The organism is Plantibacter sp. Mn2098 (genome assembly GCF_049319745.1).
Classification (GTDB): Bacteria; Actinomycetota; Actinomycetes; order Actinomycetales; family Microbacteriaceae; genus Plantibacter.
This window is the reverse complement of record NZ_JBMOUH010000008.1, coordinates 1-18,454: the sequence shown is the minus strand read 5'-3', so window position 1 is coordinate 18,454 and position 18,454 is coordinate 1. Positions and strand designations below refer to the sequence as shown.

General features: G+C 67.7%; 19 protein-coding genes. 6 read left to right on the top strand and 13 right to left on the bottom strand.

Annotated features, from left to right (window positions below; translation table 11 throughout):
• Window positions 1-138: 138 nt before the first annotated feature.
• The 5 genes from ACL9RL_RS13075 to ACL9RL_RS13055 all read right to left on the bottom strand — a co-directional run bounded on the left by ACL9RL_RS13075 (window position 139) and on the right by ACL9RL_RS13055 (window position 4,124).
• Window positions 139-933, bottom strand: a complete 795-nt coding sequence (locus ACL9RL_RS13075; protein ID WP_422780704.1) for a DsbA family protein — start codon at window positions 931-933, stop codon at window positions 139-141.
• A 152-nt stretch (window positions 934-1,085) separates the two neighbouring features.
• Entirely contained in the window at window positions 1,086-1,634 is a 549-nt protein-coding gene (locus tag ACL9RL_RS13070; RefSeq protein WP_422780703.1) for a hypothetical protein, read from the bottom strand.
• 32 nt (window positions 1,635-1,666) lie between these two features.
• Complete coding sequence (locus tag ACL9RL_RS13065) at window positions 1,667-2,851, bottom strand: SGNH/GDSL hydrolase family protein (protein ID WP_422780702.1); 1,185 nt, start codon at window positions 2,849-2,851, stop codon at window positions 1,667-1,669.
• A 13-nt stretch (window positions 2,852-2,864) separates the two neighbouring features.
• Window positions 2,865-3,491 carry a TetR/AcrR family transcriptional regulator gene (locus ACL9RL_RS13060; RefSeq protein WP_422780701.1) on the bottom strand — a complete coding sequence of 209 codons (627 nt, stop codon included), beginning with the start codon at window positions 3,489-3,491 and terminating at the stop codon, window positions 2,865-2,867.
• Window positions 3,492-3,608: 117 nt separating this feature from the next.
• Window positions 3,609-4,124, bottom strand: a complete 516-nt coding sequence (locus ACL9RL_RS13055; protein ID WP_422780700.1) for a hypothetical protein — start codon at window positions 4,122-4,124, stop codon at window positions 3,609-3,611.
• A 210-nt stretch (window positions 4,125-4,334) separates the two neighbouring features.
• On the opposite strand from ACL9RL_RS13055, the gene ACL9RL_RS13050 reads away from it, so the two are divergent.
• The 5 genes from ACL9RL_RS13050 to ACL9RL_RS13030 all read left to right on the top strand — a co-directional run bounded on the left by ACL9RL_RS13050 (window position 4,335) and on the right by ACL9RL_RS13030 (window position 8,208).
• Window positions 4,335-4,766: a MarR family winged helix-turn-helix transcriptional regulator gene (locus tag ACL9RL_RS13050; RefSeq protein WP_422780699.1), complete on the top strand. Its 432-nt coding sequence runs from the start codon at window positions 4,335-4,337 to the stop codon at window positions 4,764-4,766.
• 301 nt (window positions 4,767-5,067) lie between these two features.
• Entirely contained in the window at window positions 5,068-5,637 is a 570-nt protein-coding gene (locus ACL9RL_RS13045) for an isochorismatase family protein (RefSeq protein WP_422780698.1), read from the top strand.
• 205 nt (window positions 5,638-5,842) lie between these two features.
• Window positions 5,843-6,589 carry a GntR family transcriptional regulator gene (locus ACL9RL_RS13040; protein WP_422780697.1) on the top strand — a complete coding sequence of 249 codons (747 nt, stop codon included), beginning with the start codon at window positions 5,843-5,845 and terminating at the stop codon, window positions 6,587-6,589.
• A 216-nt stretch (window positions 6,590-6,805) separates the two neighbouring features.
• Window positions 6,806-7,867, top strand: a complete 1,062-nt coding sequence (locus tag ACL9RL_RS13035) for a hypothetical protein (RefSeq protein ID WP_422780696.1) — start codon at window positions 6,806-6,808, stop codon at window positions 7,865-7,867.
• The gene (locus tag ACL9RL_RS13030; protein ID WP_422780695.1) at window positions 7,864-8,208 is read left to right on the top strand and encodes a GntR family transcriptional regulator; all 345 of its coding nucleotides are present in this window, start codon (window positions 7,864-7,866) and stop codon (window positions 8,206-8,208) included. Before ACL9RL_RS13035 ends, ACL9RL_RS13030 begins: the two co-directional genes overlap by 4 nt.
• Before the next feature lie 135 nt (window positions 8,209-8,343).
• On the opposite strand, the gene ACL9RL_RS13025 is transcribed toward ACL9RL_RS13030, so the two are convergent.
• From ACL9RL_RS13025 to ACL9RL_RS12990, 8 genes are all read right to left on the bottom strand, one after another.
• Complete coding sequence (locus ACL9RL_RS13025) at window positions 8,344-8,973, bottom strand: Abi family protein (protein WP_422780694.1); 630 nt, start codon at window positions 8,971-8,973, stop codon at window positions 8,344-8,346.
• 256 nt (window positions 8,974-9,229) lie between these two features.
• Window positions 9,230-9,670 carry an L-rhamnose mutarotase gene (locus ACL9RL_RS13020; protein WP_422780693.1) on the bottom strand — a complete coding sequence of 147 codons (441 nt, stop codon included), beginning with the start codon at window positions 9,668-9,670 and terminating at the stop codon, window positions 9,230-9,232.
• Complete coding sequence (locus tag ACL9RL_RS13015; protein WP_422780937.1) at window positions 9,667-10,656, bottom strand: aldo/keto reductase; 990 nt, start codon at window positions 10,654-10,656, stop codon at window positions 9,667-9,669. Before ACL9RL_RS13015 ends, ACL9RL_RS13020 begins: the two co-directional genes overlap by 4 nt.
• Window positions 10,657-10,831: 175 nt before the next feature.
• A complete protein-coding gene (locus ACL9RL_RS13010) occupies window positions 10,832-11,956 on the bottom strand; it encodes a mandelate racemase/muconate lactonizing enzyme family protein (RefSeq protein ID WP_422780692.1) in 1,125 nt (374 codons plus the stop codon).
• A 40-nt stretch (window positions 11,957-11,996) separates the two neighbouring features.
• Window positions 11,997-12,875, bottom strand: a complete 879-nt coding sequence (locus ACL9RL_RS13005) for a carbohydrate ABC transporter permease (RefSeq protein ID WP_422780691.1) — start codon at window positions 12,873-12,875, stop codon at window positions 11,997-11,999.
• The gene (locus ACL9RL_RS13000; protein WP_422780690.1) at window positions 12,865-13,848 is read right to left on the bottom strand and encodes a carbohydrate ABC transporter permease; all 984 of its coding nucleotides are present in this window, start codon (window positions 13,846-13,848) and stop codon (window positions 12,865-12,867) included. Before ACL9RL_RS13000 ends, ACL9RL_RS13005 begins: the two co-directional genes overlap by 11 nt.
• Before the next feature lie 4 nt (window positions 13,849-13,852).
• Complete coding sequence (locus ACL9RL_RS12995) at window positions 13,853-15,100, bottom strand: ABC transporter substrate-binding protein (protein ID WP_422780689.1); 1,248 nt, start codon at window positions 15,098-15,100, stop codon at window positions 13,853-13,855.
• A gap of 184 nt (window positions 15,101-15,284) precedes the next feature.
• Window positions 15,285-16,679, bottom strand: coding sequence for an alpha-L-fucosidase (locus ACL9RL_RS12990; protein WP_422780688.1), 1,395 nt, complete (start codon window positions 16,677-16,679; stop codon window positions 15,285-15,287).
• 148 nt (window positions 16,680-16,827) lie between these two features.
• Here ACL9RL_RS12990 and ACL9RL_RS12985 point away from each other — a divergent pair, with 148 nt between their 5' ends.
• Window positions 16,828-18,207: an alpha-L-fucosidase gene (locus tag ACL9RL_RS12985; RefSeq protein ID WP_422780936.1), complete on the top strand. Its 1,380-nt coding sequence runs from the start codon at window positions 16,828-16,830 to the stop codon at window positions 18,205-18,207.
• The last annotated feature ends 247 nt before the right edge of the window (window positions 18,208-18,454 follow it).

Here is an 18,454-nt window from a genome sequence, read left to right as displayed (position 1 = left end):
AGCTCAGGGACCGGGCCAGACCGGTCAGGCGAATGACCTGACCCGCGGGTCACTGAGCCTGTCGAAGCGCCCGAAGCTGCCGCCCGAGCGCCCAAACCCGGTCGCTGAGCTTGTCGAAGTGCCCGACCAGGCGCAACCTCAACCCAGCGCACCCTCGATCGCCGCACGGATGTCGGCTTCGGATCGGATCTCGATCGGCCGGTCGTTGACGAAGATCGTCGGCGTCCCCTGTACTCCGAGGGCCCGCCCCGCATCGAAGTCGGCCTGCGCTCGCTCCCGGGTCGCAGGATCGGCGACCGCCGCATCGTACGCGGCCAGGTCCAGCCCGAGATCGCTCGCGAACCCGCGGAACACCTCCGCCTTGGAATCCTGCTGCTCGCCCCACTGGGCCTGCGTCTCGAACATGCGCTGGTACATCGCCTCGAATTCCCCCTGTTGCGCGGCGGCCTCAACGGCGACGGCCGCGTTCATCGAGTTCTGGTGCGCCGGGATCGGGAAGTAGCGGACGGCGAAGGTGACACGATCGCCGAACTCCGCGCGGAGCCGTTCCATGCTCGGGTGGACGGCCCCGCAGACCTCGCACTCGAAGTCGAGGAATTCGACGACCGTCACCGTGCTGCCGGCCGGGTCGTCGAGGCGATGGCTGTCATCGGCGATCGCCGGCGGATAGGAGGTCGATGCAGGCTGGGCACGATTGGCCTGGTTCACGGCAGAGGTGATCCACACGGTCGCGACGACGATGACGACAACGAGCGCCAACACGATCGTCCAGATGGTGCTGGCCTTCAGGCCGTACGGCTTCGGCTGGGCCACGGGTGAACGCGCTCCGAGTGTGGAGCGGGCGTCTGACGCGCGGGTGTTGGAGGTCTTGCGGGTGTTGGAGGTCTTGCGGCTGTTCGGGCTCTTGCGGCTGTTCGGCGTGCTGCGGTTCATGAGGACGGCTTTCTACGCTGACGACTGATCGCGTGGCGATCGTCGAGGGGGGGTGTGGACGGGTCCGGGTCGGCCCGGATGCCGTGCGGGCGCGCACGAAGGCGTGCTGACTCCTGCACGACTGGCGCGGGTGAGCGCGCCGCAACGCCCCACTACCTGCGCAGGATCCCCGTCGAGACGCGGGCCGATGCATACGGTGCTGCCGGTGTGCGCGAACCGACCCGCGGCATCGCGAAACCACCGGGCATCGGCCGGATCAGATGAGGCCGTGCGCCGATGATCCGCACGAGTGTCAGGATCGCCAGGCACGCGATGCCGGCGCACACGCCTTCGACGAGTTCCGTCGGTTCGTCGCCCGGCATCACGGTGTGCACGAGGTCTGTCGCGGTCCACGAGGCGACCGTGCTCAGCACGCCGACGGCGTTGGTCGCACCGACAGCATCGGCGCCGACGGCCGTTCCCCCACCGGCCAGGCCACCGCTCATCGCGCCGTGTTCACGATCGGCATGGCCGCCGAGCACACACAGCATCGCGAGGAGCACCAGCGCGATGGCGATCATCCCGCGCCAGAGCGCGCGATTCGCACGATTCACACCAGGCGCCGGTCGCCCAGGCGCCGGTCGCCCAGGCGCCGGTCGTCCGCCCGCAAATCCGCCGAGCGCACGTCCTCCACCCCACGCGGTCGACGACTCAGCACTCACCGCGCCACCCTAACAAATCCGGGAGCGCCCGCTCACTCCACGGCGAGCGGCGCCCCCTCGCTGAACGCGAACGCCGCAAACCGCTCACCCATCAGCTGATGGGTCTCGGAGTCGGGGTGCAGGCCGTCCGGCAGCGGTCGCTCCTCGGCGTCCTGCTCGCCGTAGAGGTCCAGCCCGTTCAACAGGTGCAGGTTCGGGTCGGTGGCGGCGCGCTCGCGCACGATCCGCTCCAACTCCGCACGGATCACCTGCAGCGTGAGCTTCCCAGCGGCGACCTCCGCCGGATCGCCCGTCGCGACGAACCGGACCGTTCCGGCGGAGAGCGCCTCCGCATCGAACCCGCCAGGGCCCGGAACGTCCTCGTGGCTCCCGCCGTAGATCGGTGTGACCACCAGCAGTGGCGTGTCCGGGTGCCCGTCGCGAATCGTGTCGAGGAATCCGTGGACCGCCGGCCCGAACGCACGCAACCGCATCAGATCCAGGTTGACCACGTTGATGCCGAATTTGACGCTGATGACGTCGGCTTCGGCATCGCGGATGGCACGCGCCGTGAACGGATCGAGCAACGCGTTCCCACTGAAACCGAGGTTGACGAGGTCGACGCCACCCAGCCGCGATGCGACGGCCGGCCAGATCCCGGTCGGCTTCGCGGCATTGGACCCGTGACTGATCGAGCTGCCGTGGTGCAGCCATACCGGCTTGCCCGTGGCGGGGATCGGCTCGACCGGCGCGTCGGTGCGGAGTTCGATGAGCTCCGTCGTCTCGTACTGCGGCAACCACAGCTCGACGTCCTTGACGCCGGCGACCAGCCCGTCCGCCGCACCCTCGAAACGGATCGTGGACACGGGTCCGTTGTCGACCTGCGGCTCACCCGCGCCGAGCGTGATGGTGTTGCCACCGCTCGTGGACGCCTCCGCCACGACCCGCCCATCGACGACCAGGTCGATCAGCCCGTCCGGGCGCGGCGGCATGCCCGCGTACGTCGTGCGCGTGCGCAGGGTGTCGAGTTCGATCGTCGTCGCCTCCGTGCGGAACACGATCCGCACCGCCGACGGCTGCGATTCGACCAGCGACAGGGCGGCGTCGTTCGCCTGCTCGCGCGCGATCGCGGGGAGACGATGCGGCAGCGTGCCGCGCTCGGTCCGCTCCAGTTCCCGGGCGCCGCGGACGTACGGTCCGTCGATCGGGGTCGTGATCGTCCAGATGTCGGTGGTCATGGTCGTGTCTTTCTCAGTTCGTCGAAGTCGCGTCGTTGGTGGGTGCATGGTTGGAGGGCGTGCCGCCGACGGCTGAGTGCGGCCAGTTCTGCAGCAGCTGGTGGAGCGCATCGATGATCCGCTCCCAGCTCTCGTCGGCCGGCGGATCGCTGTGATCGAATCCGCCGCTCGATTCGAGCGTCACGAACCCTTGGAACGTGCTGCCGATGAGCCTGACGGCATGCGTCTCATCGCGTTCCCCCAGCTCGTAGCCGCGCAGGATCGCCCGCGTCATCTGCGAGTGCCGAGAGCCAGCGCTCCTCGCGGCGGTCTCGGCATCGAGCCGATGGTGGGCGGCATCGAACCGACCGGGATGCTCCGTCGCGTAGGTGCGATAGGCGTTGCCGAGGGCCGCGATGGCGTCCCGCCTGGACCTCCCGGCGATGGCATCCGCCGCACGGTCCGCGAGTTCATCGAGGGCGACGAGCGCGATGCGCACTTTCAGATCCTCAGATCCTTGGACGTGCGAGTACAGGCTCGCCGGTTTGACGTCGAACCTGCGGGCGAGCTCGGCGACGGTGACCCGGTCGAACCCGATCTCGTCGGCGAGTGCTGCGCCGGCGTGCGCCAAACGCTCCGGTGTCAGTCCAGCGCGTGCCATGTCCCGTTCCTGTCGTCGTCCTCAAACCTAATGCTCGTAGGCAATCTACATCGCGTCGTAGTTTGGGTCAACCACCCCTCGTCCCGGACTCCGCACTCCACACTCCACCCCTCACACTCAGTGCAGCACCGCCTTCAGCAGGATGAGCCCGATCCCGAACGCGGCCGTGACGATCGACCCGAGGATGCGCGCCGGCATCCTCGATCCCCGGTCTTCGAACGCGAAGTAGCCGAGGAACGCGAGGATCCCGACGACGACCCACAGCGCAAGACTCGTCGACACCGGGCCGGGGATGATCCCGAGCGTGCCGAGTGCGAGGCAGGCGATCGGGATCGCGGCGGACAGCAGCAGGCCGCGCGAGTGGACCGCCGACTTCCGCAACGCCTGCCAGATCGGGATGACGCGGCCATCGACCACGGTGTGATCGGCGACGGCGTTCGCGTACACGTGCGCGAGCCAGAACGCGATCACCGTGGCGACGATCGGGAAGATGCTCGTGAGCGTCAGCACGTCCTTGCGGATGACGGCGACGATCAGGCCGGCCACGAGGATCGACCCGTAGACGGCGTCGGCGGTGCACATGCGCTCGGCCCACGCGTACAAGCGGGACGGCCATCGTTCGGCGGCGATCATGTGCTGAACCTATCGGCATTCCCGCCGCCCCGGCAGTCCGCAATTCCGGAACTCTGCGGCCGATTCCGCGCGACACGCCGCCGATCGGCCGCGAGGGGTCGCAACAAGCGTCGGCGTTCCGGAATTGTGAACAGTGCGGCATCCTGTGACCCTGCCGACAGATACGCAGGCAGACTTGGTAGTTGCGCTACCCAGGCGTACGCTGGGCGTATGGATGCAACATCGCGCGATGCAGAGGTCGCCGAACTGCGCGTGGTCTTCGGCATGCTCATCCGCCGGCTGCGCGAGGAGTCGGCATCGGGAGAGCTCACCTGGTCGCAGGGCGCCGTGCTCTCGAGGCTCGACCGCCACGGCCCGTCGAGCGTCACCGAACTCGCGAAGGCCGAGAGCGTCCGCACCCAGTCGATGAGCGCCACCGTCGCCTCCCTCGAAGAACGCGGCCTCATCGCCGGCAGCCGCGACCCGGAAGACGGACGCCGCACCCTCCTCAGCGCGACCGATGCCGGCCGAGCCACGCTCGCGACGGAACGCGCCGCCCGCGAGGACTGGCTCGCATCGGCAATCCACACACACCTCAGCGGAACCGAACAACAACAGCTGCTCGATGCGGGGAAGCTGATCCGCAAGATCCTCGAACAGTAGTCGGGCCAGGGCCGAGAACCTCGCCATCGCCCGCCGATCTCCATCCATTCACCGCCGCAGCGTCGCAGCAATCCACGCGCCGCCACTCGGGACGCGCGGGTCATCCGGGCTGTCCGGGCTGTCCGGGCAATCGGCGGCGCGAGCCTGCCTCCGCGGCGACACGACCGATCTCCACGCACCCACGACACGACGCCCCCACATCCGCAATCCCACACGACACGACACGACGCCCCCACATCCGCACCTCCACACGACACGACGAACTCCCACACGACGCAACCGAACACGAACAGGAACGCACATGCCCATCACCACGCTCGACGAACGCACCGCCCTCATCGTGGTCGACCTGCAGCGCGGCATCGCCTCACTGCCGACCGCGCACCCGGCCGATGCCGTCATCGCGAATGCCGCGGAACTCGCCGCCGCGTTCCGACGCCGCGACCTCCCCGTCGTCCTGGTGAACGTCGCGGGCGGCGCCCCCGGCCGCACCGATCTCGGCAACCGCAACGCCGGCGGATCCCGACCGGCAGACTGGACGGACCTCGTCCCTGAGCTCGATCAGCAGCCGTCCGACCACACGGTCACGAAGCTCACGTGGGGTGCGTTCCACAACACCTCACTCGCCGCGCACCTCACGGATCTCGGGGTGACGCAGGTGGTCGTCGTCGGCATCGCAACGAGCATCGGCGTGGAATCGACCGCACGCGCAGCGTACGAGCACGGATTCAACGTCACCCTCGCGACCGATGCGATGACCGACCTCGACGAGACCAATCACACGCACAGCGTCACCAACATCTTCCCCAAGCTCGGCGAGACCGGCCCCACGTCCGCGATCCTGGAGCTCCTGGCCCCAACCGCACCCTGACCTCCTCCCCGCGCCCGCCCCCACCCGCCGCCCCCACCCAAGCGGGTTCCACAATTCAGGAACTTTTGCGGCATTCAGGACGATTCGGGGCGATTCGCCGCGGCATCGTCCTGAATTCCGTGAACCTTCCTGAATTCTGCAATGTCGGAACTCGCGGGAACCCTATACGCTATTTGATTTTCTGAATCGCGCTAGGATTACGGACATGACCAGCGCGATCGATCCCGTCCGGGACTTGTTGCCACCCCGGCGCGCGCTCGTCGACGACGTGTACGACGCCCTCCTGACCCTGCTGATGGACCAGGTCATCGAGCCAGGATCACGCGCGAGCATCGAGGGCCTCGCCCGGATGCTCAAGGTCTCCCCCACACCCGTGCGGGAAGCGCTGACCCGCCTCGAATCGGAGGGACTCGTCACCAAGGAGACCCTCAAGGGCTACACGGCGGCCGAACTCCTCGACGCAGAGGGCCTCGACCAACTGTTCGCGATGCGCACCCTCCTCGAACCGGAGGGCGCCCGCCTGGCCGCCACCAGGGCGTCGCAGCACGATCTCGACGACCTCGGAGCGCTCGTGCAGCAGATGCACGAGGATGCCCGCGATCCTGGCCACCCCGCGCTTGCGGCCGCCGGCGGAGCATCGAGGACGGATGCTGCGGCCCGCGCCGAGGACACGTACGAGAGCTACCGCGCGTTCGCCGATCGCGATGCAGCGTTCCACCACGCCATCGCCGAGCTCTCCGGCAACGATCTCCTGGCGGAAGCCGTCGTCCGCCTGCGCGCGCACATGCACCTCTACCGCCTGTTCTTCAAGCACGGCATCGCCGAGGAGACATCCGACGAACACGATGCGATCCTCGCCGCCCTGCGCGATCGCGATCCCGACCGCGCCGCCCAGGCGATGCTCGACCACATCACGCAGTCCCACGCGCGCATGTCCGCGCGAGTCGTCTAGCCCGCACGCGCTCCCGCCCTCCCCGCGCCCGTCAACCCGCGCGAGGGGAGGCAACTCGTCGACAATCGGCGCACTGGACGACGAAATGTCTCACCTCGCGAGCCGGGGCTCCCCAGGCCGGCAACTTGCACTGCCCAGGTAGCACAAGTTTGTGCTAGCTTGGCAGCACAAGCCGTGAGCGACACCGCGACACCGAATCCTGGAGGCACGATACCGATGTCCGACCCCATGATGATCATCTTCACCATCCGACAAGCGCTGCCGCCACTCGAAGCGGCGATCACCTTCGGCGCCGCGCTCTTCGCACTGTCCTGGGTCGTCCCCCGTCGCATCGTCTTGCTTCCACCGTCCGGCCGTCGGGGCGCCACGCTCGTGTGGGCCGGAGTCGCCGGTTCCGTGTTGGTCGTCGCGGTGGCGACCGTGGTCAGCTGGATCGCGGCGTCGTCCCAAGACGTCTCCGGTTTCGACGGATGGTGGCGCCGACCCGCGCCGCTCGTGGCCGCGGCGATCGTCGTCGCGGTCGCCGGCATCGCCCTCCGCGCCGTGCCGCTGCCCGCTCCGGGAGAGCGCGCGATCGCCCCTCGCCGCCCGTGGAATGCCTTCGCTCCGCGAACACTGGTGTGGATCACGGGCATCCTCGCGGGAGCACTCGCCCTCACCGCGCTCTGGCAGATCGCCATCGCGACGACAGCTCCGGAGGACGGGACGTTCTTCGGGAACGTCCCCGAACACACCGATCTCCCGATCTACATGCCGTTCAACAGCGGTTTCGGCTACATCGGCGGTGTCGGCTGGCCGAACCAGCTCGCGATGCTCATCGCACTCGCCTGCGCCGGCGCCGCGTTCGTCGTCGCACTCCGCGCCGACGCGAATCGTCCGATGTTCGCACGGTCTTCCGCCTCCAGCATCCGCGTGGAGCGGGAGCTGACCGCTCGGATGTTCACCCTCATCCTGTTCGGCGGCCTCGTCACCACGCTTGGCGCCGAATGGATGCACGCCGGGTCGATCGGGCAGGCGACCGTCGGTCTGGATCAGGAATGGATCTCGGAGAACGTCTCGACGACACGGGTGTATGTGGGCAGCGGATACGATGCGTTCGCCAGGCCGATGAACCTGCTCGGCTATTTCCTACAAGCGGCAGGCGTCGCATTCCTCCTCCGACTCGCCGTCGACACCGCTCGGGCAGCGCGGGCCGCGCGAGCCGCGGGTCGCGTACGTCTCGCCTCGTCCGGCATCGACCCGGTCGGTCAGGACGCACACGTCGGGACCGCTCGATGACCGGGCACACGCCCAGCTCGGCCGATGAGATCGCCGAACTGTTCCGCGGCGCGATCCGCTCCGGCCGGCTCGGCGACGGCGAACGCCTGCCGACCGTCCGGCAGACGGCGCGCGATTTCGCGGTCGCGCAGGCGACGGCCGCGAAGGCCTACAAGGCGCTCGAGCACGATGGCCTCGTCATCACCCGCACGGCGGCCGGCACCCGGGTCGCGCCAGGTGCCTCCCGCGCGCCGCAGGCCGTCATCGAGCGCGCCCGTTCCCTCGCGGAGGCCGCCGACGATGCGCAGGTCTCCCTCGACGACGCCATCGCGATCCTCCGGGCACTCTGGCCGACCCCCTGACCGTCCAGCTGCTCCGCCGCCTGCCCCTCCGTCTGCCCCTCCGACCCGCCCGACCCGGCCCAGCCCGCGAACTGTCAGTCCTGGCGGTTCTCGCCCCGCCAGAACAGCCACAACTGACAGCTCGCGAGCTGAAACTCAGTCTGGTCGCCTCTCCAAAACGTCACCCACCGACGAGTGCGCTGCAAGCATGCGGGCCGCGCGCTCGTCGATATGGCGCGCGATGAAGAGCGCGTCGGCGATGTATTCACGAATCGGCTGATGAAAGACCGGTTCATGATGCGCAACCCGATTGCGAAGGTCGTGAAGCCTTAAAACTGCCGCTTCGAAGGATTCCCGATTTCGTTCATGTCTCAGCACCCCCGTGAATCCGGGTGCGATGCGGGGCCACACCGTGGTCTGATAGTGACTGGTCAGGAGGAATCGCCAGAAGCCGAACGACAACTCGGCCACGACCCTCCCCGGCGAGTCTCGCCCGGTTGCCAGCGCGCGGCGCTGCGCGAGCTCGATACTGCGCCGGGCTGGCTCCTGAAACGAGTACTTGGAGTCCACGTACCATCGACCATCCGGGGAATGCCGCGCGAGCTGGGTGTGCATCGCACTGCGGAGCAGTACCTCGACATGCCCGATGAGCTGAAAACAGGCAGCGGACAGCTCCGCGTTCCACAGATACAGTCCACACACATCGACACCCGCGGCGCGATATCGACCGAGTCGTTCATCGCTGACCCAACCCGACAGGGTGTCCTCGTCCGGCACAGACGCCATGGACTCCCCCAGAAGTGCTTGCTACGCTTGACCCGAAAGCCCCGGAACGATCCCTGCTCTGAAAAATCGAGCATATCGCCGGGGCTATTGCGTTGCGCTCACCCAGCAGGATGACATCGTCACCCGTACCTGATCACCCTGCATGGCAATCCCACATGGCAGTCCTGCTCGCCATACCAGCGCTGCGCTGCACTGCACTGCACGGCACTGCGCTGCACAGCTCTGCACCGCACCGCAGAGCGCCGCAGGCGGGCGGCTAGCGGACGGCGGCGCGCTGGACGGTCAGCCGCCAGACCTCAGGGACGAGCATGCCGGCCGGACCAGCGACCGTCGTGACGAAGTGATCGACGAACGGTCCGATGAACCCCTGCCACCGATCGTTCGCCGGATCGCTGTCGAGCGCCGTCATCGCGGCAACGAAGTCGTCACAATCGACCACGTGGAACAGATCGCGCCCACTGCGCCAGATCGTCCAATCATGGATGCCGACCCGAGCGAACGATGCGAGCAGCTCGTCGGGGACGGTCGCATGCGCCTCGTCGTACCCGGCCTCAGCACCCTCGCGGACGACCGAATGCAGGGCGACACGCTGCCGTGCACCCGCAGAGCCGCTGGCCGAACCGGCACCCCCAGCGCTCACGCCACCAGCACCAGCACCAGCACCAGCACTCAGGCCACCCGCACCAACCCCGCTCATGCCCCCACCGCCGCGACGAGGCCCTCTGCCTCAAGCTCTGCCCACAGCGCCTCCGGAACCTCCGGCGACCCGAGCGTCGCATTCCGCTCGATCTGCGCGGCGGAATCCGCACCGAGCACCACGGTCGACACGGCCGGGTGCCGCAGCGGGAACTGCACCGCGAGCTGCGGGACGGTCACACCGTACCCGGCCGCCACATCGGCGATCCGGTTCACCCGCGCGACGAGCTCCGGCGATGCCGCGGAGTAGTTGAACGTCGCACCCTCGATCGGCCGTTCGGTCGCGAGGATCCCCGAATTGAAGACGGATGCGACGGCCACGGTGACCCCGCGCTCGGCGGCGACGGGGAGCAGGTCCGCTTCCGCCGCACCGTCCAGGAGCGTGTATCGACCGGCACACATCACGATGTCGAGGTCGGTCTGCTGGATGAATCGCGTCAGCATCGCCGACTGGTTCATGCCGGCGCCGTAGGAGCGGATGACGCCCTGCGAGCGCAGTTCTTCGAGTGCCGGGAACGCTCCGTCGAGCGCCTCGCGTTCGAACTGGTCCGGGTCGTGCACGAACAGCACGTCGATGTGATCGACCCCCAGCCGCACAAGGCTGTCCTCCACCGACCGCAGGATCCCGTCCCGCGAGTAGTCGAGACGTCGCCGCCGCGTCGACGGGACGTCGAACAGGTTCGCGATGTCGGTGTCGCCCGGCCGGTAGTCGGGGTTCGGTTCGAGGACCCGCCCGACCTTGGTCGACAGCACGTATTCGTCGCGTGGGAGATCGCGCAGCGCCTCCCCCAGTCGCTCCTCCGACACACCGAGCCCGTAGTGCGGGGCGGTGTCGAAGTAGCGGATCCCGGCCTTCCACGCCGCCGGGACGCACTCCGGCCAGACGTCGTCCGGCAGCGGTCGGTACAGGTTGCCGAGTGCTGCCACGCCGTATCCGATGGGCCCGACCGTGAGGCCGGACCTCCCGAACGGACGTTGCGTCGGCAGGACGGTTGCGGAAACGGTTGCGGAACCAGTTGCTGAGCCAGCGGCTGAGCCAGCGGCTGACCCGGCGGCCGACTCGGCGGCAGCGCCGGAGCTGAGAGATGCGGTGGAGGCGTCGTTGCTATTCACAGTGCTCATTCTTCCCTAAAGATCCGATGTATGGGGACCGTCAGGACGATCATTCGACGCGTCGATCCTCGATCGCGTCGAGATCCCAATCGATGCCGAGACCCGGATCCGTCGGCGCGATGCCACGACCGTCGACGATCGCCATCTCCGTCCGTGTGACGGCCCGCAACTGCGGGATGTGTTCGAGGTAGAGTGCGTTCGGCACCGCACAGGTGAGCGACACGTGCAGCTCCATCAGGAAGTGCGGCGCGACGGACACGTTGAACGCCTCCGCGAGGTGCGCCACCTTCAGCCACGGCGTGATGCCGCCGACCCTGGCCACGTCGACCTGGATGATCGATGCGGCACCGGACTGCAGGTACTCGCGGAACTGGCCGATCGAATACATGCTCTCGCCGACGGCGACCGGCAGGGTGGTCGATGCTGCGAGACGGCGGTGCCCGTCCATGTCCTCGGCCGGGAGCGGCTCCTCGAACCAGAAGATGTCGAGCGGTTCGAACAGCGCCGCCCGCCGGATGGCTTCCGCGGCCGTCATCGACTGGTTCGCGTCGATCATGATGTCGAGGCCCGGCCCGACCGCGGCACGCACGGCCGCGAGCCGCTCGAAGTCCTCGTGCCCGCGCGGTTTCCCGACCTTGATCTTCACACCGTTGAGCCCCCGGGCCTGGGAGGCGAGCGCCTGCTGCACGAGCTCGTCGGTGTCGATGTGCAACCATCCGCCCTCGGTGTCGTAGAGCGGGATGCTCGGCCTGGCGCCTCCGGCCGCCTCCCAGAGCGGCTGGCCGGCCGCCTTGCAGCGCGCATCCCACACGGCCGTGTCCACGGCTGCGAAGGCGAGGGAGCTGATCACGCCGACGGTCGTCGCCCTGGTCGAGGTGAACAGCGCCCGCCACACGGCCTCCGGGCGGTTCGCGTCGAGGCCGATGAGGACGTCGAGCAGCCCGTTCCGCAGGAGGCTGAGCACCGCCCGGCCACCCGTGCCGATCGTGTAGCTGTAGCCGAGGCCCTCGACACCGCCGGCGGTGCGGATCCGCACGAAGATGGTCTCCTGCTTGAGGAACTGCTGGACCGCATCGGTTCGGAGGGTCTCGACCTCGAGGTCGCTCAGCCACGCCTCCGCGCTGACGATCGTGCCGTCGATGCCCGTTGTGAGATCTGGTGAGGTGAGAGTCATCTCGTGTGCTTTCTGTGAGGTGCGTGAGGAGTGGATCGCATCATCGACCGCCGAACCCGCCGAGCGCGACACCCTTGATGAGCTGCCGCTGGAGGACGGCGACGATGATGAGCGACGGGATGACCGCGAGCGTCGCGGCCGCCATCATGAGGCTCCACTGCGTCCCGTGCTCGCCCGTGAACATCTGCAGTCCGAGCGGAACCGTCGCGAGTTCCTGGCTGTTGATGATGATGAGCGGCCACAGGTACGAGTTGTAGTACCCGATGAACGAGAACACGGCGAGCACCGACAGCGGGGCCTTGAGCTGCGGCAGCAGCACGGACCACAGGGTGCGGAACCGGGAGGCGCCGTCGATGAGCGCAGCCTCCTCGAACTCGATCGGGATCGTGAGGAAGAACTGCCGCAGCAGGAACGTGCCGAACGCCGTGAACGCGAACGGGATGATGAGGGCTGCGTAGGAGTCGACGAGCCCGAGCTGGTTCATCATGATGAACAGCGGGACGACGAGCACCTCCTGCGGCAACACGAGCGTGAGGACGTAGAGCAGGAAGATGCGGTCGCGGTACTTGAAGCGCAGGCGCGAGAACGCGTAGGCGGATAACACGGCGACGATGATCGACAGCAGGGCGCCCATGATCGAGACGAAGAAGCCGTTGAAGATGAACCGCCCGAACGGGACGAGCGTCCACGCGTCGGAGAAGTTGGACCACTTGATCTCCGAACCGATGAACGACGGCGTCGGCGAGAACACCTCCGACTCCGGTTTGAGCGCGGTGAAAAACATCCAGATGAACGGGAACGTGAAGATCAGCGCGACGATCGCGACGGCGAGCGTGTTGCCCCACGTCTTGGCGGCCTGCACCCGCTGGGCGCGGCGCATGCGCGGCCGCACGACCCTGGTTGCGGTTTCACTTGTCATAGTTGACCCATTTCTTCTGCCCGGCGAACTGCAGGGCGGTGATGAGCATCACGACGATGAACAGGATCCAGGCAAGCGCCGACGCGTACCCGAGCCGGTCGAAGACGAAGCCGTTCCGGTAGAGGTAGAGCACGAAGGTGTTCGTCGACTCCCCCGGCCCGCCCTGCGTGAGGATCTGCGGCTGCACGAACACCTGGAACGCACCGATCATCGTCATGGTCATGGTGAAGAAGAGCGATGGCGAGATCATCGGGAGGATGATCGACTTCAGCCGCTGCCACGAGTTCGTGCCGTCCATCCTGGACGCTTCGAGGATCTCCTTCGGGATGCTGCCGAGGCCGGCAGAGAGCACGATCACGTTGTACCCGAACGACTGCCACACCGACATCGTGATGACGGCGCCAAGTGCGAACGAGGAGTCGGAGAGCCAACTGGGGCCCTGGATGCCGATCGATGCGAGGCCGGAGTTCACGATGCCGTTGTCGCTCAGCATCAGACGCCAGACGAGCGCGTTCGCGACCATCGGGGTGATGGCGGGGAGGAAGAAGATGACCCGCCAGAACCCGGCGAACTTGATGCGCGTGTTGAGCCACAGCGACACGGCGAGCGCGAGCGCCAGGTTCAGCGCCGTGTACACGAACGCGAAGATGACCGTGTTGAGGAGGACCGTGTAGAACGTCGGATCCGCGAACAGCTTCTGATAGTTGGCGATGCCGATGAACTTCGGTGTGCCGAACAACGGCCACTCGAAGAGGCTGATGACGAGGGATCCGGCGAGCGGCACGAGGATGAAGAACGTGAACCCGGCGAGCCCCGGCCACAGGTAGGCGAGGGCGACGAGACCGTCGCCCCGCTTCTTGCGTCCGGCGCGCGGCGGCGTCGGATGCGGCACGCTCACCGGGCGTGTCGCCGGGGCGGCGGGTGCCGCCTTCCCTGTCGGGAGGACGGCACCCGGGTGCAGTGGCGTGGCCATCTGTCTACTGCCCCACCGAGTGCTGGATCGTGCCCAGCACATCCTCAGCGGTCTTGTCACCCCGGTAACCTTCGACGCCGTACTGGGTGAACAGCGTCTCGACCTGGTTCCAGGTCGGGGTGGTCAGCTGCGCCGTCGCGTTCGCGAGGAGCGCCTGCACCGCCGCGAAGGACTCGGGCGACTTGCCCTCGGCCCAGGCCGCCTGAGCGTCAGGACGGGAGGGGACGATGCCGCGCTTCGCGGCCTGCGCCTCGAGGACGCTCTTCGCCGTCATCGCCTGGATGGCCTTGAACGCGCCCTCCGGGTCCTTGCAGTTCTTGGCGATGCCGAAGCCGGAGCCGGCGGTCATGCCGTGCGCCTCACCGGAGGTGCTCGGCACGATCGTGACGCCCATGGTGAACTTGGCGGCGTCATGGAACGTGCCGTACATCCACGGACCCTCGATGAGCATGTCGACCGCGCCGCTCGTGAACGCCGCCTGCGAGACGTCGGAACCGTCGGCTGCGCCCGGCGCAGCGGCGATTCCCTCCTTGCTCACGAGATCGAAGAACGACTGCACCTGGTCGACGAGCTTCTTGTTGGTCAGGTCGAGCTTGCCGTCCTTGACCGCCTCCGCACCATCGGCGATCGTCCACGCGTTGGTGCCGAAGAAGCCCGGTTGGATGGCGAGCGCCTTGTGGTCCGGTGTGGTGAGGGCCTTCGCATCGGCGATGAACTGGGCACGCGTGTACGTCGTGCCCGGCTCCGTGAGACCGGCGGCCTTGAAGGCGTCGGCGTTGTAGAAGAGGACGATCGGCTCGGCGTCATAAGGGATGGCGCGGATGGTGCCGTCGACGGTCATACCCTTGAGCATCGACGCGTCGTACTCGGACGTGTCGAACTTGTGCTCCTTGATGAGGTCGTCGAGGGGCAGCAGCAGCCCGCCGAGTTCCTGGGCTCGCGCCGCCTGCGTGGTGAGGAGGCAGGGCGGGTTGGATCCGCTCAGGCGGGTCTTGACCTTGGTCCAGTAGTCGGAGAAGCTCGGTCCGTCGATCGTGACGTCGAGCGTCGGGTCGACCTCTTTGCCGAGGTCGACGAACGCCTGCCACTGGTCGCGGTCGCTCTGACTGCCGACCCAGGTGTACATCGAGATGGGGCCGCCGGCGCTTTCGCCGCCGCTGCCTCCCGAGCATCCGGCCAGGGCGATCATCGATCCGGCGAGTGCGAGTGCGGTGCCGACTCTGGCCGCGGTGCGCTTGGTGTGTGTTCTCACGTGTGGTGCCTCCTTCATTGGATACAGCTGTGAACGTGTGTGGTGGTGTGTGGGTTTTCCGGGCCCTTCGACAAGCTCAGGGACCGGCGGTGCGGTCCCTGAGCCTGTCGAAGGGCTCCGGATGTTGAGTTACTGGAAAGCCCGGTCCCTGAGCCTGTCGAAGGGCAGCCCCCGGACCGTCAGATCACCGGAAGTCGATCGCGATCACATCGATGACCGACCCGGACGCCGCCGGCGCAGCGATCAGCACCTCGCCGAGCGGCTCCTCGCCGGCCGCGGTCTGCTCGTGCACTTCGAAGTTGATCTCGTACGGCAGCTGCTCCCCCGTCGCCAGGAGGCGGATGCCGCTGATCCGGCCGACGGGGATGCCGCGGACGACGACCTGCTCGATGGGCCGCATCACGAGGTGCAGGTACAGGGTGCCCTCGCGTGCGGTGGACGGGCCGTAGTAGTCGACGCCGACGGTCGGTGAGACGCCGATGACGCTCTCCGCGTGCCGGTCGAGCCAACCGCCGATCTCGTCGAGCGTCTCGACCTGCGACTCGTTGAGGCTGCCGTCGCCCTTCGGCCCGATGTTGAGCAGGAGGTTGCCGCCGCGGCTCGCGACCTCGACGAGCGTCGTCACGAGGGACGTGGTGCTCTTGCTCTTCGTGTCGCCGGGGCGCCAGGCCCACATCTGGCCGATGGTGAGGCACAGCTCCCACGGGCCGCTCGGCGCGGTCACGGGGAAGCCCTGCTCTGGCGTCTCGTAGTCGCCCTGCCCGAGGAGTCGGTCGTTGATGACGACATCGGGCTGGAGGGATTTGATGTACGCGCGCAAGCCGGCGCTGTTCCATTCCTCTTCCGAACGCTCCCATTCGCCGTCGAACCAGAGGAGGTCGATGGTGCCGTAGCCGGTGAGGAGTTCGGTGAGCTGTGCGCGCAGGTACTCCTGGTAGCGCGCCCACTGCTCTGGTGTGGAGCGGCGGTGCTTGTCGTCGGCGACCTCGGTGCCGGCCATCGCGGGGTCTCCTGCGGATGGCCAGTGTTCGAGCGCGTAGGGGCGGTCGCTCATCTCGAACTTGGGGTAGTCGGGGTGGTTCCAGTCGGAGAGGCTGTAGTAGATGCCGACGCGGATGCCCTCCGCGCGGATCGCCTCGACGAACTCCCGCGTGATGTCGCGGCCGAACGGCGAGTGCTCGATGCCGAAGTCGGACGTTCCCGTGTGGAACATCGCGTATCCGGCGTGGTGGCGTGCCGTGAACACGACGTAGGTGGCGCCGGCCCGCTTGGCGAGGCGGGCGAGCCGGACGGCGTCCCATTCCGTCGGGTTGAAGGTCGCGGCGGTGGACTGGTACTGCTCGACGGTGACGTCGTCCTCGACCTCGTCGACGCCGTGGATGATGGACCGGCCGACGAGCGGCCAGGAGATCTCGATGCCCTGCTGGCTGGCGTGATCCCAGTGCACGAAGAGTCCGAAGCCCGCGCCGATGAACCATTGACCGCCGGGCAGTCGGAAGTCCGTCGGCCGGATGAATGCGTCGCGCCGGGGTGTCGGCGCCGATTCCACCGGCGATGTTTCCAGGAGTGTTGATTCCACGAAAAGAACTCTCCTTTGAGCGATGATTCGACGTTTCGGATTGGCGCCCAGTCCCGGGGGTGGACTGAAACGCTATTGCCTATAGGATATGGGCAAGCGGCAATTCGCGCAATCCATCAATGGAGAAGGAAAGAGAATCAGCGTGGCAATGTTCACCGACAACCCCGTCCGCCCCGAGAACTACCAGCGTTTCGAGCGCGAGATCCCGGCCTGGTTCAGCGATGCGAAGCTCGGGATCTTCGTCCACTGGGGCCCGTACTCGGTTCCGGCGTGGGCCGAACCCATCGGCGAACTCGGCACGATCGAGAAGCAGCACTGGTTCAAGCACAACCCCTATGCGGAGTGGTACTTCAACACCATCAGGGTGGAGGGCAGCCCAGCTGCGGCCCACCAACGCGATGCCTTCGGCGGGGCGCCCTACGACGACTTCATCGACCGGTGGCAGGCGGAGGACTTCGATCCGACCGACGTCATCGACCTCGTCAAGCGCACGGGCGCCGGCTACTTCATCCCCACGACGAAGCACCACGACGGCGTCACCCTGTGGGAGGCCCCGGGCACCGACGGCCGCAACACGGTCGCCCGCGGGCCGAAGCGGGACCTCATCGGCGCGTTCGCGGAGGCGACCAGGGAGGCCGGACTCCGCTTCGGCGTCTACTACTCCGGCGGCCTCGACTGGCACTTCTCCGAACTGCCGCCCATCACAGCCGACAACCAGGCGTTCCGACGACCGGTCGACGCAGCCTACGCCGAGTACGCGTACGCGCACGTCGCGGATCTCCTGGAGCGTTACCGCCCAGACATCCTGTGGGGCGACATCGAGTGGCCCGATGCCGGCAAGCCGTCAGGGCCGTTCAGCATGGAGCGGCTGTTCGAGCAGTTCTACGCCCAGACCCCGGATGGCGTCGCGAACGACCGCTGGGGCGAGACCCACTGGGACTTCCGCACGAGCGAGTACCAGAACGGGCTGTCCGTCGAGGGCGACGGCGGGTGGGAGAACTGCCGAGGGGTCGGCTACTCGTTCGGGCACAACACGCGCGAGGACGAGACGCACCTGTTGGACGGGCCGGCCGCGGTGAAGCACTTCGTCGACATCGTGTCGAGGGGCGGGAACTTCCTGCTGAACGTCGGGCTGACGGCGGCGGGAACGGTGCCAGAGCTGCAGCGCCGCACGCTCGAACACCTCGGGGCGTGGAACGCCGTGAACGGTCACACGGTCTTCGCGTCGAGGCCGCTCGATGCGGCGATCGCCGCCCCGAGCCCGGCCGATGCCTCCCCCTGGGTCCGTTGGACCCGGACCGGCGGCGCCGCTGGCAGCCACGGCGCAGCGGGCGCTTACGCGCACGCGTTCATCGATGCAACGGGCGAGGTCTCGATCGACGGCGTCTCCCCCGCAGTCATCGCCTCCTCCGCGGTCCTCGCCGACGGCGCCCCGATCGCCGTCACGCGCATCGGCACCACGCTGCACCTGACGCTCCCCGCCCCCGCCATCGACGGCCCAACCCTGGTCACCTTCCCCCTGGCCTGACCCCGCCCCGGTCGCCCAGCCCCGGTCGCTGAGCCTGTCGAAGCGCCCCGCTCGCCGAGCCCCGGTCGCTGAGCCTATCGAAGCGCCCCGCTCGCCGAGCCCCGGTCGCCGAGCCCGTCGAAGCGCCCCGGTCGCTGAGCCCCCGGTCGCGGGGGGGGGGGGGGGGAGTGGTGGTAAGACAGGCAAAGAGACAGCGAAGAAAGGAGGGGTATCTTTTCTCAACCCTCCATCCCCCACCAAAAACACC